General features: G+C 68.5%; 22 protein-coding genes. 20 read left to right on the forward strand and 2 right to left on the reverse strand.

Annotated elements, in window-relative coordinates:
* Positions 1-36 precede the first annotated feature (36 nt).
* The 12 genes from rnhB to VF651_09595 all read left to right on the forward strand — a co-directional run bounded on the left by rnhB (position 37) and on the right by VF651_09595 (position 13,799).
* The gene (gene rnhB / locus VF651_09540) at positions 37-618 is read left to right on the forward strand and encodes a ribonuclease HII (GenBank protein HEX7965948.1); all 582 of its coding nucleotides are present in this window, start codon (positions 37-39) and stop codon (positions 616-618) included.
* The gene (gene dnaE, locus VF651_09545) at positions 615-4,166 is read left to right on the forward strand and encodes a DNA polymerase III subunit alpha (protein HEX7965949.1); all 3,552 of its coding nucleotides are present in this window, start codon (positions 615-617) and stop codon (positions 4,164-4,166) included. The genes rnhB and dnaE overlap by 4 nt, the downstream gene beginning before the upstream one ends.
* Positions 4,167-4,230: 64 nt before the next feature.
* A complete protein-coding gene (gene accA, locus VF651_09550; GenBank protein HEX7965950.1) occupies positions 4,231-5,187 on the forward strand; it encodes an acetyl-CoA carboxylase carboxyl transferase subunit alpha in 957 nt (318 codons plus the stop codon).
* A gap of 27 nt (positions 5,188-5,214) precedes the next feature.
* A complete protein-coding gene (gene tilS / locus VF651_09555) occupies positions 5,215-6,564 on the forward strand; it encodes a tRNA lysidine(34) synthetase TilS (GenBank protein ID HEX7965951.1) in 1,350 nt (449 codons plus the stop codon).
* A 129-nt stretch (positions 6,565-6,693) separates the two neighbouring features.
* Positions 6,694-8,349 carry a CTP synthase gene (locus VF651_09560; protein ID HEX7965952.1) on the forward strand — a complete coding sequence of 552 codons (1,656 nt, stop codon included), beginning with the start codon at positions 6,694-6,696 and terminating at the stop codon, positions 8,347-8,349.
* Positions 8,346-9,179 carry a 3-deoxy-8-phosphooctulonate synthase gene (gene kdsA / locus VF651_09565; protein HEX7965953.1) on the forward strand — a complete coding sequence of 278 codons (834 nt, stop codon included), beginning with the start codon at positions 8,346-8,348 and terminating at the stop codon, positions 9,177-9,179. The genes VF651_09560 and kdsA overlap by 4 nt, the downstream gene beginning before the upstream one ends.
* A 28-nt stretch (positions 9,180-9,207) precedes the next feature.
* Positions 9,208-10,500, forward strand: a complete 1,293-nt coding sequence (gene eno, locus VF651_09570; protein HEX7965954.1) for a phosphopyruvate hydratase — start codon at positions 9,208-9,210, stop codon at positions 10,498-10,500.
* Positions 10,497-10,814 (forward strand): cell division protein FtsB, encoded by a 318-nt coding sequence (gene ftsB, locus VF651_09575; GenBank protein ID HEX7965955.1) that lies wholly within the window; start codon positions 10,497-10,499, stop codon positions 10,812-10,814. The genes eno and ftsB overlap by 4 nt, the downstream gene beginning before the upstream one ends.
* 10 nt (positions 10,815-10,824) lie before the next feature.
* Positions 10,825-11,529: a 2-C-methyl-D-erythritol 4-phosphate cytidylyltransferase gene (ispD, locus tag VF651_09580; GenBank protein HEX7965956.1), complete on the forward strand. Its 705-nt coding sequence runs from the start codon at positions 10,825-10,827 to the stop codon at positions 11,527-11,529.
* A gap of 2 nt (positions 11,530-11,531) precedes the next feature.
* Positions 11,532-12,005, forward strand: coding sequence for a 2-C-methyl-D-erythritol 2,4-cyclodiphosphate synthase (gene ispF, locus VF651_09585; GenBank protein HEX7965957.1), 474 nt, complete (start codon positions 11,532-11,534; stop codon positions 12,003-12,005).
* Between the two features lie 5 nt (positions 12,006-12,010).
* Positions 12,011-13,057, forward strand: coding sequence for a tRNA pseudouridine(13) synthase TruD (truD, locus tag VF651_09590; protein HEX7965958.1), 1,047 nt, complete (start codon positions 12,011-12,013; stop codon positions 13,055-13,057).
* Positions 13,041-13,799, forward strand: a complete 759-nt coding sequence (locus VF651_09595) for an enoyl-CoA hydratase/isomerase family protein (GenBank protein ID HEX7965959.1) — start codon at positions 13,041-13,043, stop codon at positions 13,797-13,799. Before truD ends, VF651_09595 begins: the two co-directional genes overlap by 17 nt.
* A 553-nt stretch (positions 13,800-14,352) precedes the next feature.
* Here the strand turns inward: VF651_09595 and VF651_09600 are convergent.
* Positions 14,353-14,898, reverse strand: a complete 546-nt coding sequence (locus VF651_09600) for a Smr/MutS family protein (GenBank protein ID HEX7965960.1) — start codon at positions 14,896-14,898, stop codon at positions 14,353-14,355.
* A gap of 62 nt (positions 14,899-14,960) precedes the next feature.
* Between VF651_09600 and surE the strand changes: the two genes are divergently transcribed.
* The 4 genes from surE to rpoS all read left to right on the forward strand — a co-directional run bounded on the left by surE (position 14,961) and on the right by rpoS (position 18,170).
* Entirely contained in the window at positions 14,961-15,716 is a 756-nt protein-coding gene (gene surE, locus VF651_09605; GenBank protein ID HEX7965961.1) for a 5'/3'-nucleotidase SurE, read from the forward strand.
* A gap of 20 nt (positions 15,717-15,736) precedes the next feature.
* Positions 15,737-16,372, forward strand: a complete 636-nt coding sequence (locus VF651_09610; GenBank protein HEX7965962.1) for a protein-L-isoaspartate(D-aspartate) O-methyltransferase — start codon at positions 15,737-15,739, stop codon at positions 16,370-16,372.
* On the forward strand, positions 16,369-17,079 hold the full coding sequence (locus VF651_09615) for a peptidoglycan DD-metalloendopeptidase family protein (GenBank protein HEX7965963.1): 711 nt from the start codon (positions 16,369-16,371) through the stop codon (positions 17,077-17,079). Before VF651_09610 ends, VF651_09615 begins: the two co-directional genes overlap by 4 nt.
* A gap of 68 nt (positions 17,080-17,147) precedes the next feature.
* Complete coding sequence (gene rpoS, locus VF651_09620) at positions 17,148-18,170, forward strand: RNA polymerase sigma factor RpoS (GenBank protein ID HEX7965964.1); 1,023 nt, start codon at positions 17,148-17,150, stop codon at positions 18,168-18,170.
* Between the two features lie 2 nt (positions 18,171-18,172).
* Here rpoS and VF651_09625 read toward each other — a convergent pair whose 3' ends face one another.
* Complete coding sequence (locus VF651_09625) at positions 18,173-18,547, reverse strand: Mth938-like domain-containing protein (protein ID HEX7965965.1); 375 nt, start codon at positions 18,545-18,547, stop codon at positions 18,173-18,175.
* Here VF651_09625 and VF651_09630 point away from each other — a divergent pair.
* The 4 genes from VF651_09630 to lysS all read left to right on the forward strand — a co-directional run bounded on the left by VF651_09630 (position 18,546) and on the right by lysS (position 23,865).
* Positions 18,546-19,511 carry a hypothetical protein gene (locus VF651_09630; GenBank protein HEX7965966.1) on the forward strand — a complete coding sequence of 322 codons (966 nt, stop codon included), beginning with the start codon at positions 18,546-18,548 and terminating at the stop codon, positions 19,509-19,511. The two genes, VF651_09625 and VF651_09630, sit on opposite strands and share 2 nt — an antisense overlap.
* The gene (gene recJ / locus VF651_09635; protein HEX7965967.1) at positions 19,508-21,232 is read left to right on the forward strand and encodes a single-stranded-DNA-specific exonuclease RecJ; all 1,725 of its coding nucleotides are present in this window, start codon (positions 19,508-19,510) and stop codon (positions 21,230-21,232) included. The genes VF651_09630 and recJ overlap by 4 nt, the downstream gene beginning before the upstream one ends.
* A 19-nt stretch (positions 21,233-21,251) precedes the next feature.
* Positions 21,252-22,347 (forward strand): peptide chain release factor 2 gene (gene prfB, locus VF651_09640; protein HEX7965968.1). Its coding sequence is split into 2 segments (ribosomal slippage): positions 21,252-21,323 and positions 21,325-22,347, totalling 1,095 coding nucleotides; the frame shifts between segments, so codons are not numbered across the junction.
* Positions 22,348-22,365: 18 nt separating this feature from the next.
* Positions 22,366-23,865, forward strand: coding sequence for a lysine--tRNA ligase (lysS, locus tag VF651_09645; protein ID HEX7965969.1), 1,500 nt, complete (start codon positions 22,366-22,368; stop codon positions 23,863-23,865).
* The last annotated feature ends 2 nt before the right edge of the window (positions 23,866-23,867 follow it).

Here is a 23,867-nt window from a genome sequence, read left to right on the forward strand (position 1 = left end):
GCGGCCATGGTCAGGTTGCGGGACAGAGTCAGGGAGATGAGCCTCACCATGGTGGTGGCGGGGGTGGACGAGGCCGGCCGCGGCCCCCTGGCGGGCCCGGTGATGGCCGCCGCAGTGGTGCTGGATACCGCGCGTCCCATCCGGGGACTCAAGGACTCCAAGCTGCTCGACCCCGAGCGGCGCGAGGAGCTGGCGGCGCAGATCCGCGAGCGCTCCCGCGCCTGGGCCGTGGCCTGGGCGGACCACGAGGAGATCGACCGCATCAACATCCTGCAGGCCTCGCTGCTCGCCATGGCCCGCGCGGTGGCGGCGCTCGCCATCGAGCCCGAGCAGATCTTCGTGGACGGCAACCAGTTGCCGCCGGTGCGGCAGAAGGTCACCACCGTCGTGCAGGGGGACCTCAAGCTCCCGGCCATCGGCGCCGCCTCCATCCTGGCCAAGGTGGAGCGGGACGCGGCCATGCGCCGCCTGCATGCGATCTATCCCCAATACGGCTTCGACGAGCACAAGGGCTATTCCACCCCCGCGCACCTCGCGGCGTTGAACGCCCACGGGGCCTGCGCCGTGCACCGCCGCAGCTTCGAGCCGGTGCGCCGCTGCCTGGACAGGCTGTTGTGACGCCGCGCTTCATCCATCTTCGCCTGCACACCGAGTATTCCCTGGCGGACAGCGTGATCCGGGTGCCGGACCTGCTGGACGCGGTGAAGGCGGGCGGCATGCCGGCGGTGGGCGTCACCGATCAAGGCAACCTGTTCGCCCTGGTGAAGTTCTACCGCGACGCCCAGAAGGCGGGCATCAAGCCCATCGTGGGCGCGGACCTGAGGGTACGGGACGGCGACGGCGGCGACGCCGCGCTCATCACGCTGTTCTGCCTGGACCATCAGGGTTACCTCAACCTGTCTGCGCTCATCACCCGCAGTTACATCGAGGGCCAGAGCCGCGGGCAGCCCATGCTGGAACGCGGCTGGTTCACGGGACTCACGGACGGGCTGATCGCGCTCTCCGGCGGCCGCGAGGGGGACGTGGGCCGGGCGCTGCTGGCCGGGCGCGAGCCTGAGGCCCATGCGCGGCTCGCCGCCTGGCGCAGCCTGTTCCCGGACCGTTTCTACATGGAGTTGCAGCGCACCGGCCGCGAGCAGGAGGCGGAGTACCTGGAGGCTGCGGTGCGCATGGCCGCCGCCGCGGGTGTGCCGGTGGTGGCCACCAACGACGTGCGCTTCCTCGCGCCCGACGACTTCGAAGCCCACGAGGCCCGTACCTGCATCCAGGAGGGGCGGGTGCTGGACGACCCGCGCCGACCGCGCCGCTACAGCGAGCAACAGTACCTCAAGAGTTCCGCGGAGATGGCGGAGCTCTTCTCCGACCTGCCGGAGGCGCTGGCGAACTCCGTGGAGATCGCGCGCCGCTGCAACCTGAAGCTCGACCTCGGCAAGAACTACCTGCCGGCCTTCCCGGTGCCGGAAGGCCATACCACCGAGAGCTATCTCAGGGCCGAGGCCGGCCGCGGCCTGGAGCTGCGCCTCAAGAAGGTACTGGAGAAGGCCGGGGCTCGCCGCACCGAGACCGAGCAGGCCTATCGTGCGCGGCTCGAGTTCGAGCTCAACGTCATCATCCAGATGCAGTTCCCCGGCTACTTCCTCATCGTGGCGGACTTCTGCGAGTGGGCCCGCACCCACGGCGTGCCGGTGGGGCCGGGCCGCGGCTCCGGCGCGGGCTCGCTCGTCGCATGGTGCCTCGGCATCACCGACCTGGATCCCATCGAGTACGACCTCTTGTTCGAGCGCTTCCTGAACCCCGAGCGCGTGTCCATGCCGGACTTCGACGTGGACTTCTGCATGGAGGGACGCGACCGGGTCATCGACTACGTGTCGGAGCGCTACGGTCACAAGCGCGTCTCCCAGATCATCACCTACGGCAGCATGGCGGCGCGCGCGGTGGTGCGCGACGTGGGCCGCGTGCTCGGCCATCCCTACGGCTACGTGGACAAGATCGCCAAGCTCATCCCCATGGAGCTGGAGATCACCCTCGACAAGGCGCTGGCGGACGTGGACGAGCTCGCGCAGATGTACGAGTCGGATGAGGAGGTGCGCGCCCTCATCGACCTCGCCAAGCGCCTGGAGGGCCTGGCCCGCAACGCCGGCAAGCACGCCGGCGGCGTGGTCATCGCGCCCACCGAGCTCACGGATTTCACGCCGCTGTACTGCGAAGAGGGCGGCCACCACCCGGTGACGCAGCTCGACAAGGACGACGTGGAGGCGGTGGGCCTGGTCAAGTTCGACTTCCTGGGCCTGCGCACCCTCACCATCATCGACTGGGCGGTGCATTCCATCAACCGCGAGCGCGCGGCGCGCGGCGAGCCGCCGCTGGAGGTGGGCGCGCTGCCGATGGACGACGTCGCCACCTATTCGCTGCTCAAGCGCTGCCAGACCACCGCGGTGTTCCAGCTCGAATCCCGCGGCATGCGCGACCTCATCGGCCGCCTCAAGCCGGACCGCTTCGAGGACATCGTGGCGCTGGTGGCGCTGTTCCGCCCCGGCCCGCTGCAGTCCGGCATGGTGGACGACTTCATCGCCCGCAAGCACGGCATGAAGGTCGAGTACCCGCACCCCAAGCTCGAGCCCATCCTCAAGCCCACCTACGGCGTGATCCTGTACCAGGAGCAGGTGATGCAGATCGCCCAGGTGCTGGCGGGGTACACGCTCGGCGGCGCGGACCTCCTGCGCCGCGCCATGGGCAAGAAGAAACCGGAGGAGATGGCCAAGCAGCGCAGCATCTTCACCGAGGGCGCCATCGGTAACGGCGTGGACGGCAAGCTCGCCACCTACATCTTCGACCTGATGGAGAAGTTCGCGGGCTACGGCTTCAACAAGTCCCACTCCGCCGCGTACGCGCTGCTTTCTTACCAGACCGCCTGGCTCAAGGCGCACTACCCGGCGCACTTCATGGCGGCGGTGCTGTCCTCGGACATGGACCACACCGACAACGTGGTGGGCTTCATCCACGAGTGCCGGCAGATCGAGCTCAAGATCCTGCCGCCGGACATCAACCACTCGGACTACAAGTTCGCGGTGGCGGACGCGGACGCCATCCGCTACGGCCTCGGCGCCATCAAGGGCGTGGGCCTCGCCGCGATCGAGGGCTTGCTCACCGAGCGCGCCGCCAACGGCCCCTTCAAGGACTTGGAGGACGTGTGCCGGCGCATGGACCTGCAGAAGGTGAACAAGCGCGTGCTGGAGGCGATGATCCGCGCCGGCGCCATGGACGGGCTGGGCGCGAACCGCGCCACCCTCATGGCGCGCCTGCCGGAGGCCATGGCCATGGCCCAGCAGCAAAGCCGCGCCAGCGAGGCGGGGCAGAACGACATGTTCGGGCTGGCGGCGCCGGCCCCGGCGGCGCAGAAGTCCGCCGCGCCCGCCAAGGAGCTGCCGGACTGGGACGAGGCGGAGCGCCTGCGCCACGAGAACGAGACCCTCGGCCTCTACCTCACCGGCCATCCCATCACCCGCTACCTGCGCGAGCTCAGGCAGGTAGCGCCGGTGGACTTGGGCGAGCTCGCCAGCGAATCGCCGCCCGCGCCGCTGCCATCCTCCCGTGAGGGCGGTTTCGTGCGCCGGCCCACCCGCCGCATCACGGTGGCGGGCCTCTTGCTCGCGATCCGCAAGAAGGGCAACCGCGTCATCCTCACCCTCGACGACAGCACCGGCCGCATGGAGGTGATGTTGTTCGAGGACGCCTTCGCCAAGTTCAAGAACGTCGCCATCAAGGACCGCATCCTGGTGGTGGAAGGCGAGCTCGGCTACGACGACTTCAACCGCGCCTGGCGCGTCAGCAAGGTCAAGGAGATGTGCGAGCTGGACACGCTGCGTGCCCAGCGCCTGGCGCGGCTCGACATCGTGCTGGAGCGGGCGGCCCTGGACCATAAGCTCATCCAGGAGCTGCGCAACATCCTCAAGCCCACGCCCCAGGGCCGTCTCGCCGTGAACATCCAGGTGCGCTTCATGCACGAGGGCGTGCCTTACCTCACCCCGGTACCGGGCATGGCGGACTGGCGCATCCACCCGTCGGAAGAGGTGATCCGGGCCCTGGAGCGGCTGGTGGGCGCCGAGGGCTTCAAGCCCCATTACCTCAGCCGCGCCGCGAGCCAGCCCGAGGTCGCCTACGCCTGACCGGGCTTGCCCCCGGGGGCTGCAACCGGTAACGTTTACAGCCTGTTGGCACGATTTTCAGAGAATGAACCTCAACTTCCTCGAATTCGAACAGCCCATCGCCGAGCTTGAAGCCAAGATCGAAGAGCTGCGCTTCGTCGGCGACGAGTCCGCCATCAGCATCACCGACGAGATCGAGCGCCTGCAGGCCAAGAGCCGCACGCTCACCGAGAACATCTTCTCCAACCTGTCCTCCTGGCAGGTGGCCCAGCTGGCGCGCCACCCCCAGCGTCCTTATACCCTCGACTACGTGCAGCGCATCTTCACGGACTTCGAGGAGCTGAAGGGCGACCGTGCCTTCGCCGACGATCCGGCCATCGTGTGCGGCGTGGCGCGCCTGGACGGCAAGCCGGTGGCGGTGATCGGCGAGCAGAAGGGCCGCGACACCAAGGAGAAGATCCGCCGCAACTTCGGCATGCCGCGCCCCGAGGGTTACCGCAAGGCGCTGCGCATCATGAAGCTGGCGGAACGCTTCCGCCTGCCCATCTTCACCTTCATCGACACTCCCGGCGCCTATCCCGGCGTGGGAGCGGAGGAGCGGGGCCAGAGCGAGGCCATCGCGCGCAACCTGTTCGAGATGTCCACCCTCCGGGTGCCCATCGTCTGCACCGTGGTGGGCGAGGGCGGCTCCGGCGGCGCGCTCGCCATCGGCGTGGGCGACCGGGTACTGATGCTGCAATACAGCATCTACTCGGTGATCTCGCCGGAAGGCTGCGCCTCCATCCTGTGGAAGAGCGCCGACAAGGCCTCCGACGCGGCCGAAGCCATGGGCATCACCGCCGAGCGCATCAAGAGCCTGGGGCTCATCGACCAGGTCATCAAGGAACCCCTCGGAGGCGCCCACCGCGACGTGGACGCCACCGCCGCCAGCGTCAAGAAGGCGCTCTTGGACAGCCTTGCCCGCCTGGAGGGCATGTCCGTGGACGAGCTCGTGGAAGCCCGCTACAAGCGCTTCACTTCCTTCGGCAACTTCAAGGAATGACCGGGGCCGTCACCCGGCCGTAGCCCCGTGTCCTTCTCACCCGATCGGCTCCTCGAGACCCTGCGCGGCCTGCCGGCGGCGTCGTGCTATCGGGTGGGCATGAGCGGCGGCCTCGACTCCACCGTGCTCCTGCATGCCCTCGCGTCACTGAGGGCGAACCTCTCCGGCGCGCTCGCGGCGCTGCACGTGGACCACGGCCTGCACCCTGACGCCGCCCGCTGGCAGCAGCATTGCGCGGATCTCTGCGCGCGTCTCGGCGTGCCGCTGGAATCCCACCGGCTACAGGTCGCGCCCGCCGCCGGCGAGAGCCTGGAGGCGGCGGCCCGGGAACGGCGCTACGCCGTGTTCCGCCAGGCCATGCACCCCGGCGAGATGCTGCTCTTGGCCCAGCACGCGGACGACCAACTGGAGACCTTCCTGCTCCAGGCCCTGCGGGGTGCGGGCGTGCGTGGCCTCGCCGCCATGCCCGAGTGCGTGCCGTTCGAAAGAGGCTGGCTGGCACGCCCTCTGTTGCGCCACGGCCGCACGGAACTGGAGGCCTGGGCTGGGAGCCAAGGCCTCACCTGGATCGAAGACCCCAGCAACGCGGATACCGCCCTGGACCGCAATTACCTGCGCCACGAGGTGCTGCCGCGCCTCACGGCCCGCTGGCCCGCTGCGGCGGATACGGTCGCCCGCGCCGCGCGCCACTGTGCCGAAGCGGCCGAGACCCTCAAGGCCGTGGCGGCGGAGGACTGGGCCCATCACGGCGCGGGAGAGATCCTGCCGGTGTCGGCCCTGGAGGCGCTGCCGGAGGCACGGGCGCGGCATCTCTTGCGTCATTGGATCGAGGCCCGGGGCCTGCCGCTGCCGCCGGCCCACAAGCTCACGGAGATCCTGCTCCAGGCCCGGGCGGCGGAGGACCGTAACCCCTGCGTGGACTGGGCCGGGGCCGAGGTGCGCCGCTACGGCGGCCATCTGTATGCCCAGCGGCCCTTGCCCCCGGCGCCGGGGGAATTCCGGCTCAAGCCCGGCGTGGCGCGGGAGCTGGGGGAAGGCCTCGGGGCCTTGAGCCTGGTGCCTGCCACGGGCGAGGGCATCCGCGCCGCGCTCTGCGGCAGCGGGGGCCTGAGGGTCGCGTTCCGCAGCGGCGGTGAGAGCTGCCGGCCCGCCGGCCATGGGCACACACGGCCCCTCAAGAAGTGGCTGCAGGAGATGCACGTGGTGCCGTGGCTCAGGGACCGGCTGCCGCTGATCTATGGTGAAAGTGGGGACGAGAGCACGGGCGGCGGCGCGCTCCTGGCGGTGGCGGGGCTGTTTGCTTGTGAGCCCCATGCAGCCGGGCCCGGGGAGGCGGGTTTGCGCATCGAATGGCGGGGGCATCCGCCGCTCGCGTGAACGAGGCGGGTTTTTCCCGCATAAATCCGCAACGTCGCGCGCCGCGCTTTTTAAAGCCTCCCCTCTCTGGTAATCTGTCTTCCCGAATTCAGCAGCGCCGTCCTGGTGCCGCGTTCGGGAGTCCTGCAGATGACCCAGTTCGTATTCGTCACCGGTGGTGTGGTTTCCTCGTTGGGGAAGGGCATCGCCGCCGCCTCGCTTGGCGCGATCCTGGAAGCCCGGGGCCTCAAGGTCACCATGGTCAAGCTGGACCCTTACATCAACGTGGATCCGGGCACCATGAGCCCGTTCCAGCACGGCGAGGTGTTCGTCACCAACGACGGCGCCGAGACCGACCTGGACCTCGGCCACTACGAGCGCTTCGTGCGCGCGCGCATGGGCAAGAGCAACAACTTCACCACCGGCCGCATCTACGAGAACGTGATCCGCAAGGAGCGCCGCGGCGACTACCTGGGCGGCACCGTGCAGGTCATCCCCCACATCACCGACGAGATCAAGCGCTGCATCCGCGAGGGCGCCGGTGACGCGGACGTGTGCCTGGTCGAGATCGGCGGCACCGTGGGCGACATCGAGTCGCTGCCGTTCCTGGAGGCGATCCGCCAGATGGGCGTGGAGATGGGCCGCAGCGGCAAGTGCGTGTACATGCACCTGACCCTGGTGCCCTACATCCCCACCTCCGGCGAGACCAAGACCAAGCCGACCCAGCACTCCGTGAAGGAGCTGCGCTCCATCGGCATCCAGCCGGACATCCTCCTGTGCCGCGCCGCGGCCGAGCTGCCGCAGGACGCGCGCCGCAAGATCGCGCTGTTCACCAACGTCGAGGAGCGCGCGGTGATCTCCGCGCCGGACGTGGACGACATCTACAAGATCCCGCTGGTGCTGCACGAGCAGGGCCTGGACGACATCGTGGTGGACCACCTGCGCATCAACGCCCGCTCCGCCAACCTCTCCGAGTGGCGGCGGGTGGTGGAGGCGCGCATCAGCCCCGAGGCCACCGTCAACGTGGCAATGGTCGGCAAGTACGTGAACCTGGCGGACGCCTACATGTCCCTCAACGAGGCGCTGCGCCACGCCGGCCTCAACACCCGCACCTCCGTGAAGATCCACTACATCGACTCCGAGGAGGTCGCCAAGAGCGGTACCGCCATGCTGCGCGGCATGGATGCGATCCTGGTGCCGGGCGGCTTCGGCGAGCGGGGCATCGAGGGCAAGATCGCCGCCGCGGGCTATGCCCGCGAGCACAACATCCCTTACCTGGGCCTCTGCCTCGGCATGCAGGTGGCGACCATCGAGTTCGCCCGCAACGTGGTGGGTCTCAAGGGTGCCCACAGCACCGAGTTCGAGCGCGGCACGCCGCACCCGGTGATCGCGCTCATCACCGAGTGGAAGGACCGCAGCGGCAACGTGGAGAAGCGCGACGACAAGTCCGACATGGGCGGCACCATGCGGCTCGGCGCCCAGGAGGCGATCCTCACGCCCGGTACCCTGGCCCACAAGCTGTACGGCAAGGACCGGATCATGGAGCGCCACCGCCACCGCTACGAGTTCAACAACAACTACCTCGACCAGCTCGAGAAGAAAGGCCTGGTGTTCTCGGGCCGCTCCCAGGACGAGCTCGTCGAGATCGTGGAGCTGCCGGGCCACCCGTTCTTCATCGCCACCCAGTTCCACCCGGAGTTCACCTCCACGCCGCGCGACGGGCACCCCCTGTTCACCGGCTTCATCAAGGCGGCACGCGCCTTCTCGCAGTCCTCGGGGCAGACCCTGAAGGCGGCGCGCGCATGAAGCTGTGCGGGTTCGAGGCCGGCTCCGACAAACCCTTCTTCCTGATCGCCGGCCCTGACACGCTGGAGAGCGAGCAGCTCGCCCTCGACGTCGCGGGCCACCTCAAGGAAGTGACGGGCAAGCTCGGCATCCCCTACATCTTCAAGGGCTCCTTCGACAAGGCCAACCGCACCTCCGGCAAGAGCTACCGCGGTCCCGGCATGGAAGAGGGCCTGCGCATCCACGCCAAGGTGCAGAGGGAGATCGGCGTGCCGGTGCTCACCGACGTCCACGAGGACACCGATATAGAAGCGGTGGCCAAGGTCGTTGACGTGATCCAGACCCCGGCGTTCCTCTGCCGCCAGACCAACTTCATCCAGCGCGCCGCCAAGGCCGGCAAGCCGGTCAACATCAAGAAGGGCCAGTTCCTCTCCCCCTGGGAGATGCAGAACGTGGTGGACAAGGCGGTAGCCACCGGCAACAGGCAGATCATGGTCTGCGAGCGCGGCTTCAGCTTCGGCTACAACAACCTGGTGGTGGACATGCGCGGCCTCGCGGTCATGCGCGCCACCGGCTGCCCGGTGGTGTTCGACGCCACCCACTCCGTGCAGCTGCCGGGCGGGCAGGGCGGCAGCTCCGGCGGCCAGCGCGAGCACATCTCGGTGCTGGCGCGCGCCGCCATCGGCGCCGGCGTGGCCGGCGTGTTCATGGAGACGCACCCGGATCCGGACAAGGCGCTCTGCGACGGCCCCAACTCCATGAAACTCGCCCACATGGCGGCGCTCCTGGAGACGCTCAAGGAGCTGGACACGGCGGTGAAGCGCCGGCCCTACATCGAGACCCAATTCTGACCACGGCATAGAAGGAAGACGGCTGACCATGGCTAAGATCACCGAGATACGCGCCCGCGAGATCATCGACTCCCGCGGCAACCCCACCGTCGAGGCCGACGTGCTCCTGGACAGCGGCGCTTGGGGCCGTGCCGCGGTGCCGTCGGGCGCCTCCACCGGCAGCCGCGAGGCGGTGGAGCTGCGCGACGGCAACAAGAACCGCTACGGCGGCAAAGGCGTGCTCAAGGCCGTGGCCAACGTCAACGGCGCCATCAGGAAGAAGCTCAAGGGCTTCAAGGCCGAGGACCAGAAGAAGCTGGACCAGGCGCTGATCGATCTCGACGGCACCGACAACAAGGGCCGCCTCGGCGCCAACGCGCTGCTGGCGGTGTCGCTCGCCAATGCCCGCGCCGCGGCGAACCACGCGGACCTGCCGCTGTTCGAGTACCTGGGCGGCCGCAAGGCGGTGACGCTGCCGGTGCCGATGATGAACATCATCAACGGCGGCGCCCATGCCGACAACAACGTGGACATCCAGGAGTTCATGATCCTGCCGGTGGGCGCGCCGGACTTCGCCGAGGCGCTGCGCTACGGCGCCGAAGTGTTCCACGCCCTCAAGAAGGTGCTGCACGAGCGCGGCCTCAACACCGCGGTGGGCGACGAGGGCGGCTTCGCGCCGGACCTGCCGTCCAACGAGGCGGCGCTGATGGCCATCATGGAAGCCATCGACCGCGCCGGCTACAAGGCGGGCAAGGACATCCTGCTGGGTCTCGATGCCGCCAGCAGCGAGTTCTACAAGGACGGCCGCTACCACCTGGAGTCGGAGCGCCGCCAGTACACCTCCAGCGAGTTCGCCGATTACCTGGCGGAACTCGTCAAGAAGTTCCCCATCGTCACCATCGAGGACGGCATGTCCGAGGGCGACTGGGACGGCTGGAAGGTGCTCACCCAGAAGCTCGGCAAGCAAGTGCAACTCGTGGGCGACGACCTGTTCGTCACCAATACGAAGATCCTCGAGGAAGGCATCGACCGCGGCATCGCCAACTCCATCCTCATCAAGGTGAACCAGATCGGCACCCTGACCGAGACCATCGCCGCCATCAACATGGCGGTGAAGGCGGGCTACACCGCGGTGGTATCGCACCGCTCCGGCGAGACCGAGGACTCCACCATCGCCGACATCGCGGTGGGCAGCCGCGCCACCCAGATCAAGACCGGCTCGCTGTCGCGCTCCGACCGCCTGGCCAAGTACAACCAGCTCTTGCGCATCCAGGAGAGCCTGGGCGCCAAGGCGCGCTACCACGGCAACAAGGCCTTCCCGGCCGGGATCGGCGGACGGTGAAGCTCGCCGGCAGCCTCGGCTGGAAGCGGCTCGTGCCGCTCCTGCTCGTGCTGCTGCTGGCGCTGTTCCAGTTCCAGCTCTGGTTCGGCGTGGGCAACGTGCCCTCCGCCATCCGCCTCAAGGGGCAGGTGGAGGCCCAGAGCACGGAGAACGCGGGGCTCGCCAAGCGCAACGCCGCGCTCGCGGCGGAGGTGGCCGACCTCAAGGGCGGCCAGGCCGCCATCGAGGAGCGCGCCCGCAGCGAGCTCGGCATGGTGAAACGGGGCGAGACCTTCTACCAGATCGTGCAGGCGCCGGCGCCTGCCACCCCCTGAGGGCCGCCGCGTGAGCGCGCGGTACTGGGCGGTGATCCCCGCGGCCGGCAGCGGCGCGCGCATGGGCAGCGCCATCCCCAAGCAGTACCTTTCCCTCGGCGGCCGCACGCTGCTGGAGCGGGTGCTGGACGTGCTGCTGGCGGAGCCGGCGGTGGACGGCGTCACCGTGGCGGTGGCGAAGGACGATCCCTACTGGCAGCGCTACCTGCCGGGCCAGCGCCCCAAGCCGGTGCGCGTCGCCTCCGGCGGCGAGACCCGTGCCCACTCGGTGCTGAACGCGCTCATGACCCTGCGCGACGAGCTGAAAGACGACGACTGGGTGCTGGTGCACGACGCGGCGCGGCCCTGCCTGCATCCGCGCGACCTCTCGCTGCTGCTGCAGATGGCCGGCCAGGACCCGGTGGGCGCCATCCTCGGCGCGCCGGTGACGGACACCGTGAAGCGGGTGGATGACGAGCGCCGCGTGACCGGCACCCCCGAGCGCGCCGACCTGTGGCGCGCGTTCACGCCGCAGATGTTCCGCTACCGCCTGCTGATGGACGCGCTGGAGGCCGCCATCCGCACCGGCGCGCCGCCCACCGACGAGGCGGGCGCCATGGAGCGGGCCGGCCACCCGGTGCTGGTGGTGGAGGGGCGCAGCGACAACATCAAGATCACCCGTCCCGACGACATCCCGCTGGCCGAGGCGATCCTCGCGCAGCGCGGCGGAGCCTGAACATGAGGATAGGCCACGGTTACGACGTGCATGCCTTCGCCGCCGGCGACCACCTGATGCTGGGTGGCGTGCGCATCCCGCACTCGAAAGGCGTGAAGGCCCACTCCGACGGGGACGTGGTGCTGCACGCCGTCTGCGACGCGCTGCTCGGCGCCGCTGCCCTGGGCGACATCGGCCGCCACTTCCCGGACACGGATGCCAGGTGGAAGGGCGCCGACAGCCGCATGCTGCTCAGGGAGACGGTGAAGCTCATCGCCGCCCGCAAGCTCAAGCCCGCCCAGGTGGACGTGAGCGTCATCGCTGAAGCCCCCAAGCTCGCGCCTCACGTGGCCGCCATGTGCGCGAATCTGGCGGCGGATCTCGGCCTCCTGGCGGAGCGGGTGAACGTCAAGGCCACCACCAACGAAGGCCTCGGTCACATCGGCCGTGGCGAGGGCATCGCCGCCCACGCCGTGGCATTGCTCGAAGACATTTGATCCCCATGGACAAGCTTCCCGACTGGGCGCGCGCCCACGGGCCCGTGTCGCTCACGGCCCGCATCCGCACCGAGCCCGAAGACTTCCGCGTCGAGGAAGTGCTGGGCTTCGAGGCGGACGGGGAAGGGCCCCACGTCATGCTCACGGTGGAGAAGCGCGGCGCCAACACCCATTGGGTGGCGGACCAATTGGCCCGGCACGCCGGCATACAGGGCCGCGAAGTCGGCTATGCCGGACTCAAGGACCGGCATGCCGTCACGGTCCAGCATTTCACCCTGAACCTGGACCGCAAGCCCGAGCCGGACTGGGCCGCGCTGCCGTCCGGTGAGTTCAAGGTACTCAAGTCCGGGCGCCACCGCCGCAAGCTCAAGACCGGCGCGCTGGAGGGAAACCGCTTCCGCCTCAAGCTGCGGGAGCTCAGCGGCCCCGTGAGCGCACTCGTGCCGAAGCTGGAAGCGATCCGGGCCCAGGGCGTACCCAACTACTTCGGCGTGCAGCGCTTCGGCCGTGGCGCCGCGAACATCGGGAAGGCGGAAGCCGCACTCTCGGGGAAGCTGCGCATCCACGACCGGCGCCTCTTCAGCCTGCTCTTGTCCGCCGCCCGCAGCCTGGTGTTCAACGACCTCCTGTCGGCGCGGGTGCGGGCAGAGACCTGGAATAAGGTCCTGCCGGGTGAAGTCCTCATGCTTGACGGCAGCCACAGCGTGTTCAAGGCACAGGAGGGGGACGCGGCGCTCGCGGCGCGCCTCACGCGCGGCGATGTGCATCCCACGGGCCCCCTGTGGGGCAAGGGTGACCCCATGGTCTCCGGTGAAGTCCAAGCCCTGGAAGCGGAAGCGGCCGCCCGCTATCCCGTGATCACAGCCGGCCTCGAGAGGATCGGCATGGAGAGGGCACGGCGCAGCCTGCGCCTGCCGGTGCGGGACTTCGCCTGGAACGAGGAAGCAGACGGGCTGATACTGGAGTTCTTCCTGCCGGCGGGGGCCTACGCCACTACCGTATTGAGAGAGCTAATCGATTTCGAGGGAGAAGAAGATGCTCACGAAGATTAAGCACGGCGACATCCTGGAGCTTCGGCTCGAGCGCCCGCCGGTGAACGCGCTGCATCATCCGCTGGTGCAGGAACTCAAGGCCGCCGTGGAGGCGGCGCCGCAGGAGGGCGCCAAGGCGCTGGTGATCTCCGGCGTCGCGAACATGTTCTCCGCCGGCCTCGACGTGCCATACCTATTGGGGCTGGACAAGGCGGGCATGGAGCGCTTCTGGACCGATTTCTTCGGCATGCTGCGCGGCGTCGCCACCTCGCCCATCCCCACCGTCGCCGCCATGACCGGCCATAGCCCGGCGGGCGGCGCCGTCATCTCCCTCTTCTGCGACTACCGCATCGCGGCCCAGGGCAAGTTCAAGATCGGCCTCAATGAGGTGATGGTGGGCCTGCCGGTGCCGCGGGTGATCCTGGCGGGCCTCACCCGCGTGGTAGGCCAGCGCCAGGCGGAGCGGCTCGCGGTGCGCGGCCTGCTGGTCTCGCCTGACGAGGCGCTGGTTTCGGGGCTGGTGGATGAGGTGGTCGCGCCCGAGGAAGTGGTGCCGAAGGCGATCGCCTGGTGCCAGCATGCCTTGAGCCTGCCCCAGAGCGCACTGCATGCCACCCGCAACGTGCTGCGGGAGGATTACGCCAGGCTCTTCGACACCCTGCTGCCCGTCACCCGCAGCGAGATGACGGCGGTGTGGTTCAGCGATGAGACCCAGCGGGTCCTGAAGGACCTCGTCGCGCAACTGGCTGCCAAGAAGAAATAAGAAGTTCCGCTCCCCAGCGGGGAGCGGGCTACTTTCTTGTCGCGACAAGAAAGTAGCCAAAGAAGCGCTTCCCCCGGATGCCGGCCCGAAGCGGGCTGAAGCTGCGCGCTTCGCTCGCTGCGCAGCTTCACACACGAGGCCTCCTGCCTCGCGTGTGAAGGCGCCGCCGTCCCTGGCGGCGCCCTTCGGCTTGGCTTGCTCGCTCCAGTGCTCGCCGGCATCCAAGGGGACGGGAAGAACTCGCGTCTCTTCCTCTTGCCCCGTAGCGCGAGCCGAGCACTGGACTGAGCAAGGCAAGCCCCGCAGGGGGCGAAGCCAGGGATGGTGAGCTTCCGCACGCGGCATAGGGACATGCCGTGTGCGGAACTCCGCAGTGAAGGGTGAGCGGCATGCCGCGAACGCTGTCCGTCTGGACAGCAGGGCAGCACGCGCAGGGTAGCCGCGTTTCGCGGCCCGCGCTGCGGGTGAGCGGTTTTGGTTACTTTTGGCGCGCCAAAAGTAACCCGGCCCCAGGAGGGGCCGGAACGGATTTGGACAGGGATGTCGTCTTGTCTTAACTCCTACCCAAGAGCACGTACAGCGCTCCCGTCCCGCCATCGACGGGCCGCGCGGAGCAGAAGGCGAGCACCTCTTTCCGCTGCCGCAACCAGCCGCCCAGCTTCTGCTTGATGATCGGTCCCTTGGGTCCCGAGCCCAGGCCCTTGCCATGGATGATCCGCACGCAGCGGTAGTTGCGCTGCCCTGCCTCGTACAGGAACTCCGCCACCGCCACCTGGGCGTCCTCGCTGCGCATGCCGTGCAGGTCCAGCTCGGCGCGGACGCTGAACTGGCCGCGGCGCAGCTTGCGCATCAGCGCATGCTGCACGCCGGTCTTGGCGTACCACAGGTCCTCGCCGCTGAAGGCGCCGTCGTCCGAGAGGTCGAGCCTCAGGCTCTCCTCCAGCACCGCACGGCGCTCCGCGTCCGCGAAGCGCGCCCGCGGCGCCGGCTTGGCCTTGCGTGCCGCCGCTTTCTTCTTGGCGCGCAGGGGCTTCGCGCCCTTCACGGAATCCCGGAACAGCTGGCGGTCCTCGTCGCTGAGCTCGTGCTTGCGGCGCATGGGGTTTGGGGCGGCCTTTACGGTATCCTTAGCATAATAATGCATGTATCCCGGGGCGCGAGTTGAGGATCCTGCTCAGCAACGACGACGGTTTCCACGCACCAGGGCTGCGTACCCTGGCGGAGGCCCTCAAGGGCTTCGCCGCCGTCACCGTGGTGGCCCCGGACCGGGACCGCAGCGGCGCCAGCAACTCCCTGACCCTGAGCTCGCCCATCCGCATGCGGGACGAGGCCCCCGGCATCATCTCCGTGGACGGCACTCCCACCGACTGCGTGCACCTCGCCGTCACCGGCCTCCTGGATGAGGCTCCGGACATGGTGGTCTCCGGCATCAACGGCGGCGCCAACCTGGGAGATGACGTGCTGTACTCAGGCACCGTGGCAGCGGCCATGGAGGGGCGCTTCCTGGGTTTCCCGGCGGTGGCCGTATCCCTGGTGCTGGACGGCCCGCCCAAGCACTACGCCACCGCGGCGCGTTTCACCTGTGATTTGGTGAAGCGGCTGCAGTCCCATCCGCTGCCGGCGGACACCATCCTCAACGTCAACGTGCCCGACCTGCCCTGGGATCGCATCGAGGCGGTGGAAGCCACGCGCCTGGGCCACCGCCACCGCTCCGAGCCTGTCCTGAAGGACACCGACCCCCGTGGCCGCCCCATCTATTGGATCGGGCCGCCGGGAGCGGAGCAGGACGCGGGGCCCGGCACCGACTTCAACGCCATCCGCCGCCACTGCATCTCGGTGACGCCCATCCAGATCGACCTCACGCGCTACACGGCGCTGGACAACCTGTCCCAGTGGCTGCAGGGCATCGCGCTGTGAGCGAGGCCCGCGGCATCGGCATGACCTCGGCGCGCACCCGCGACCGGCTGGTGGAGCGCCTCAAGGAGCAGGGCATCCGCGATGCCTTCGTGCTGAACCTCATCCGTTCCACGCCGCGCCACCTGTTCGTGGACGAGGCCCTGGCGAGCCGCGCCTACGAGGACACCGCGCTGCCCATCGGCCTCGGCCAGACTATCTCACAGCCCTACGTGGTGGCGCGCATGACCGAGGCGCTCACCGCCGGCGGCCCGCTGGAGAAGGTGCTGGAGGTGGGCACCGGCTGCGGCTACCAGACCGCTATCCTCGCCGCGCTGGTGAAGCGCGTGTACACGGTGGAGCGCCTGGCGGCGCTGTCGCAGCGCGCGCGCCAGACGCTCGCTTCCATCGGCGTCCGCAACGTGTTCTTCCGCCACGCCGACGGCGGCTGGGGCTGGCCCCAGCACGCGCCCTACGACGGCATCATCTGCACGGCCGCGCCGGAGGAGGTGCCGCCGGCGCTGCAGGAGCAGCTCGCGGTGGGCGGGCGCATGGTGATCCCGGTGGGGCCGCCCGGCTCCCAGGATCTCCTGCTCATCGTGCGCAAGGGCGAGAAGGACTACGAACGCAAGGTGCTGGACAAGGTGAGCTTCGTGCCTTTGCTCGGGGGGCTCGAGTGAAGCGCGCGCTAGCCGCGTGGTTGCTGTCGCTGTCACTTCCGTTATTGCTGGAAGGCTGCGCCGGCGCGCTGCAGTGGAACGCGCCCCAGGACGGCGCCGCGCTGGAATCCGCGCCGGCGAGCTATGTCGTGAAGCCGGGCGACACCCTGTATTCCATATCCTGGCGCTACGGCCTCGATTACCACGACGTCTCTTCCTGGAACAAGCTGGGCCCGGATTACATCATCCATCCGGGCGACAAGCTCAGGCTGCAGGCCCCGGTGAGTTCCTCGCAACGCGCCGCGCCCTACACGCCGGTGAAGCGCGTGGACGACAGGCTGCCGCCGTCCTCCGGCCCGCTGCAGTGGGCCTGGCCTGTGCAGGGCAGCGTGGTGCGCTCGTTCCACGCGGGCAGCCGCCTCGCCACGGGCGTGGACATCACCGCGCCGCAGGGCACCGAGATCCGCGCCGCCAGCAGCGGCAAGGTGGTGTATGCCGGCAGCGGCATCATCGGCTACGGCAAGCTCATCATCATCAAGGGCAGCGAAGCTTTCCTGTCCGCCTACGCGGACAACGACCAGATCCTGGTGAAGGAGGGCGACATGGTGCGCATCGGCGACCGCATCGCCACCATGGGCCTCGGGCGCGACAGCCGCCCGGTGCTGCACTTCGAGATACGCTACCAGGGCAAGCCCGTGGATCCCTTGGGCTACCTGCCCCGCAAGTGACTTGTTGGCGAGATTGAGGGTATGCTTCCTTCCATGACCCTTCACGAAGAATCCCCGCGGTCTTTTGCGTGAACCGCGAAGGCCAAGCCCCGCAGGACGAGGTCCTGGTGGAGCTGGAGGCGGAAGAGCCGCCGCCGGCCGGGGAGCTTCTGGCTGAGGAAGAATCCGCCGAGCCGCTCATGGAGGCTGCCGAGGCGGAGGATGAAGGGGAAGAGGCCGAGCCTAAGGCCCGCGAGGCCGTCCCCGCCGCGTCCGAGGCCCAGCTCGACGCCACCCGCCTGTACCTCTCCGAGATCGGTTATTCCCCCCTGCTGAGCGCGGAGGAGGAGGTCTACTACGGCCGCCTCGCGCTGCGCGGCGACGAGTCCGCGCGCCGCCGCATGATCGAGAGCAACCTGCGCCTCGTGGTGAAGATCGCCCGCAAGTACATCAACCGCGGCCTGCCGCTGCTGGACCTCATCGAAGAGGGCAACCTCGGGCTCATCCACGCGGTGGAGAAGTTCGATCCCGAACGCGGCTTCCGGTTCTCCACCTATGCCACCTGGTGGATCCGCCAGACCATCGAGCGGGCCATCATGAACCAGACCCGCACCATCCGCCTGCCGATCCATGTCATAAAGGAACTGAACCTCTACCTGCGCACCGCCCGCAAGCTCGCCCATGAGCTGGACCGGGACGCCACCGCCGAGGAGATCGCGGCGGTGATGGACAAGTCCCCGGAGGACGTGAAGCGCCTGCTCGGCCTCAACGAGCGCATCGCGTCCGTGGACTCGCCCATCGGCCGCGACGGCGAGCGCCTGCTGCTGGATGCGATCCCCGACGAGAACAACACTGATCCCTCGCGCCTGCTGCAGGACGCGGACATGCAGACGATCATCGAGAAGTGGCTGTCGAGGCTCAACGACAAGCAGCGCCAGGTGGTGGAGCAGCGCTTCGGCCTGAACGGCCAGGAGAAGGGCACCCTGGAGGACGTGGGCAACACCATCGGCGTCACCCGCGAGCGGGTGCGCCAGATCCAGATGGATGCCTTGAAGCGCCTGCGCCAGATACTCGAAGCGGAAGGTCTTTCCGAAGATTCTCTCTTCGAATAGTCTTAAATCATCAAAATAGCGGCAACGACCTTGCGATCCTCGCTAAGGAGGACGTTATAGGTGCGGCAGGCCGCTGCCGTATCCATCACTTCCAGTCCCATCCCGCTCTTGCTCAAGGCTGCCATCAGCTCCGCCGGTAGGAATTGCTGCTTTGCTCCCGTGCCGATGAGGAGTATCTCCGGCTCCAGTGCCAGGGCGGCCTGGAGGTGCTCGGCGGTCAGCTCCTCGAAGCGCTGCGGCGGCCAATCCTCCACCAGCCGGTCCGGCGCCACCACGAAGCTGCGGGTGAGCAAGGCGTCGTTCACGTTGACGCGGCCCGGCGCGTAGGCGCGGATCACCTTGGTGTCGCGGCCGATGGTGTCCTTGGATATCTTCATGCCGCATATAATAGCCGCATTGAACGCCGCCCCCGCCAGCGCCTGCACTCTCGCGATACCCGACCTGCTCCGGGCCCATCAGGAGCAGGGACGTCCGCGCCTGCCTAGCCTGGAACGCATGCTCGCCCGCGCGGCACGGCGCGAGACGCGGCATCTGCATGGATGTGTCGCGCCCTTGTTCGGCCTCGCGCCGGCCGCCGTGGCGGAAGCGCCCTTCGCGCGCCTGGCGGACGGCGGTACAGCCGATGACAGCTGGTGGCTGCGGGCCGACCCGGTGCACCTCGCACCGGACCGGGACCAGCTGGTGCTGATGCCGCAGTCGGTATTGGAGTTGGCCCATGCCGAGACCCAGGCGCTGGCCGAGGCCTTCAACAAGGTCTTCGCGGATGACGGCTGGCACCTGGAGTTCCCCCATCCACTGCGCGGTTACCTTAGCTGTCCCAAGCCCCTGGACGTGTTCACCCATGACCCGGCGCCCTTCATGGGCGGCCCGGTGCTGGCGGCCATGCCCACGGGGCCAGATGCGGCGCGCCTCAAGCTCCTCATGAACGAGCTGCAGATGCTGTTCCATACCCACGCGGTGAACAGCGCGCGGGAAGAAGCGGGCCGGCCGCCCATCAACAGCCTGTGGTTCTGGGGTGGGGGCCGGCTGCCACCCGTGAGCGGGGTCGCACCACGTCAAGTGGTCAGCGACCTGCCGCTGGTTCAGGGTCTCGCGCTGTGGGCGGGACGCGAGCCCCTCATGCCTGCCGGCGCGCGCATCACGGGCGACAGTCTCATCGCCCTGGCGGCGGGAGACGTTGCCGCTCTGGAGCGGGGCTGGTTTGCGCCGCTCCTCGCCGCCGTGAAGGATGGCACGCTGCGGCACCTGGACATGCATCTCGGCGGCCTCGGCGACTTCACGCTGGATCGCGGCGGCGCACGACGCTTCTGGCGCTTCGGCCGGCCCATGGGAACATCATGAAGGCGCGGCGCATCGAGCGGCGCGCGGCGCCGGAAGTGGACTGGCCGGGGCTGCATCCCCTGCTGCGGCGCATCTATGCCGCCCGCGGCATCACCGACGCCGCGGCCCTGGACCTCGCCCTCAGCGCGCTGGAGGACTACCGCCAGCTGGGCGGCATGGAGCACGCCGTCAGCTTGTTGGCGGACGCGCTCAAGCGGCAGCAGCGCATCCTGGTGGTGGGGGACTTCGACGCGGACGGCGCCACCAGCTCCGCGCTCATGGTGCGCGCGCTGCGGCGCCTGGGTGCCGAACATGCCGACTACCTCGTGCCCAACCGTTTCGAATACGGCTACGGTCTCACGCCCGAGATCGTGGCGCTGGCGGCGGAACGCAAGCCGGACCTCATCATCACCGTGGACAACGGCATCTCCAGCCACGCCGGCGTGAGCGCAGCGCGGCAGCATGGCATGCGCGTGCTGGTCACGGACCACCACCTGCCCGGCGCCACGCTGCCGGAGGCGGATGCGATCCTGAATCCCAACCTCCCGGGCGATGCCTTCCCCAGCAAGTCCCTCGCTGGAGTGGGCGTGGTGTTCTACCTGCTCATGGCGCTGCGCGCGCAGTTGCGGGAGAGCGGCTGGTTCACCGAGCGCGGCATCCCGGAGCCGAACCTCGCGGAGCACTTGGACCTCGTGGCCCTGGGCACCGTGGCGGACATGGTGGCGCTGGACCGCAACAACCGCGTGCTGGTGGCGGAGGGCCTGCGGCGCGTGAAGGCCGGCCGCTGCATCGCCGGCATCCGCGCCCTCATGCTGGCGGGCAAGCGGGACTTCAGGCGCGTCACCGCGGCGGACTTCGGCTTCACGGTGGCGCCGCGGCTCAACGCCGCCGGCCGCCTCACGGACATGTCCCTGGGGATCGAGTGCCTGCTCACGGACGACGAGGCCCGGGCCCGGGAGCTCGCCTCGCGGCTCGACGAGCTCAACCGGGAGCGGCGCGACATCGAGGCCAGGATGCAGCAGGAGGCCCTGGCGGTGCTGGCGCACCTGGACTTCAGCGATGACGATCCCAGCCTGCCCATGGGCCTGTCCCTCTACAACGAGGAGTGGCACCAGGGGGTGGTGGGTTTAGTAGCGTCAAAAGTGAAAGACCGGCTGCACCGGCCGGTGATCGCCTTTGCCCGTGCCGACGACGGCAGCTTCAAGGGCTCGGCCCGCTCCGTGAAGGGCATGCACATCCGCGATGCGCTGGAGGCCATCTCCACCCGCCACCCGGGACTCATCCTCAAGTTCGGCGGCCACGCCATGGCGGCGGGCCTGAGCCTGGAGGCAGGGCGTCTCGACGCGTTCCGCGCCGCCTTCGAGGAGGAGGCGCGCCGCTGGCTCACGCCTGCGGACCTGGAAGGCGTGGTGCACTCCGATGGCGAACTGCCACGGGATTGCTTCACCCTGGAGGTGGCGGAGCTCCTGCGCGGCGCCGGCCCCTGGGGACAGGGCTTCCCGGAACCGGCCTTCGACGGCGAATTCCGCCTCCTGGACAGGCGCATCGTGGGCAGCGGACACCTCAAGCTGGTGCTGGAGCATCCCGACGGCATCCGCTGCGAGGCCATCGCCTTCGGCACCACCGGTTCCCATATCCCCGCGGCTTGCCGCCAGGTGCGCATCGCCTTCAAGCCGGACGTGAACGAGTACCAGGGGGAAAGAAGGCTCCAGCTCTTGGTCGAGCATATCGAGCCAGCTTGAGCCCTGTTAAAATGCACGGATGGAAGTTAACCCCATTAGAAGCAAGATCACCGATCTCCAAGGGCGCGCGAACGCCCTGAGGGGGTATCTTTGAATACGACGCCAAGCGCGAACGCCTCCAGGAAGTAGACCGCGAGCTCGAGAATCCCAAGGTCTGGGACAAGCCGGAACGCGCCCAGGAACTGGGCCGCGAACGGGCGCGCCTGCACGAGGTGGTGACCCTCCTGGACAAGCTCACCACCGGCCTGGCCGACTCCGGTGAGCTGCTGGAGATGCTGGCCGAGGAGGGGGACGAGTCCGGCGTGGCCGACGTCTCCCGCGAAGTGGAGGGCATGGAGCAGCAGGTGGCGGACATGGAGTTCCGCCGCATGTTCTCCGGCGAGATGGATTCCCACAACGCCTTCCTCGACATCCAGGCCGGCTCCGGCGGCACCGAGGCCCAGGACTGGGCCGAGATGCTGCTGCGCATGTACCTGCGCTGGGGCGAGCGGCGCGGCTTCAAGACCGAGCTCGTCGAGGCTTCCGCCGGCGAAGTGGCGGGCATCAAGAGCGCCACCATCCGCTACGAGGGCCCCTACGCTTACGGTTGGCTGCGCACCGAGACCGGCGTGCACCGCCTGGTGCGCAAGTCGCCGTTCGATTCCAACGCGCGCCGCCACACCTCGTTCACCGCGGTGTTCGTCTCGCCGGAAGTGGACGACGAGATCGAGATCGACATCAACCCGGCGGACCTTAGGGTGGACACCTACCGCTCCCAGGGCGCCGGCGGCCAGCACGTCAACAAGACCGACTCCGCCATCCGCATCACCCACATCCCCACCGGCATCGTGGTGGCCTGCCAGAGCGAGCGCTCCCAGCACAAGAACCGCGCCACCGCCATGAAGATGCTAAAGGCCAAGATGTACGAGATGGAGATGCAGAAGCGCCGCGAGGAGCAGCAGAAGCTGGAGGACAGCAAGGCCGACATCGGCTGGGGCAGCCAGATCCGCTCCTACGTGCTGGACCAGTCCCGCATCAAGGACCTGCGCACCGGCTACGAGACCGGCGACCCGCAGAAGGTGCTGGACGGCGCGCTGGATCCCTTCATCGAAGCCTCGCTCAAGCAAGGCCTATAAGAATCACCGGGGAATGACATGACCGATAAGCAACCCGAAGAGCAGCAGCAAGATGTGAACAGCATCATCCAGCTCCGCAAGGAGAAGCTGGCGAAGCTGAGGGAAAAAGGTCAGGCCTTCCCCAACGACGTGCACCGGGATGCGCTCGCTGCGGACCTGCACGGCCTCTTCGGCAACCGCAGCGCCGAGTCCCTGGAGCAGGACAAGACCCGGGTGAAGGTGGCGGGCCGCATGATGGCCAAGCGCATCATGGGCAAGGCCAGCTTCGTCCACATCCAGGACAGCACCGGCCGCATCCAGCTGTTCCTGCAGGCCGCGGCGCTGGGCGAGGTGTACGACGAGTTCAAGGCCTGGGACGTGGGTGACATCGTCGCCGCCGAGGGCGACATGTTCAAGACCAAGACCGGCGAGCTCTCGGTGCGTGCCGACAAGCTGCGCCTCATCTCCAAGTCGCTGCTGCCGCTGCCGGAGAAGTTCCACGGCCTCTCGGACACCGAGACCCGCTACCGCCAGCGCTACCTCGACCTCATCATGAACCCGGCAGCGGCCGAGGTGTTCCGCACCCGCACCCGCATCGTGCAGCACCTCAGGGACTTCATGAACTCGCTCGGCTACCTCGAGGTCGAGACGCCCATGATGCATCCCATCCCGGGTGGCGCCACCGCGCGGCCCTTCACCACCCACCACAACACCCTGGACATGCAGCTCTACATGCGCATCGCGCCGGAGCTGTACCTGAAGCGCCTGGTGGTGGGCGGCTTCGAGCGGGTGTTCGAGATCAACCGCAACTTCCGCAACGAGGGCGTGTCCACCCGGCACAACCCCGAGTTCACCATGATGGAGTTCTACCAGGCCTACGCAACCTACGTGGACCTGATGGACCTCACCGAGAGCCTGATGCGCAGCCTCGCCACGGCCCTCACCGGTGGCAACCAGATCGGCTACCAGGGCGAGACCTACGACTTCGGGCCTGCCTTCAAGCGCCTCTCCATCGAGCATGCCATCACCCACGCCAACAAGCTCGATCCCAAGAAGCTCAGGGACGTGGCTTACCTGCGCTCGGTGTTCGACCAGCAGAGGCTCTCCTACATGCCCGCCTGGGGCGCCGGCAAGCTGCAGCTCGCCCTGTTCGAGCACACCGTGGAGCCGGACCTGAAGCAGCCCACGTTCATCATCGACTACCCGGCGGAGGTCTCGCCGCTGTCCCGCAAGAAGGACTCGGACCCGTTCTTGGTGGACCGCTTCGAGTTCTACGTGGGCGGCCGCGAGCTCGCCAACGGCTTCTCCGAGCTCAACGATCCGGAGGACCAGGCGGAGCGCTTCCGCGCCCAGGTGGCGGAGAAGGACGCCGGCGACCAGGAAGCCATGTTCTACGACGCGGACTACGTCAGGGCGCTGGAATACGGCATGCCCCCCACGGCGGGCGAGGGCATCGGCATAGACCGGCTGGTGATGCTGTTCACCGATTCCCCGTCCATCCGCGACGTGATCCTGTTCCCGCTGATGCGGCCGGAGTGAAG

The organism is Gammaproteobacteria bacterium (assembly GCA_036383255.1).
GTDB lineage: Bacteria > Pseudomonadota > Gammaproteobacteria > Natronospirales > REEB76 > DASUBN01.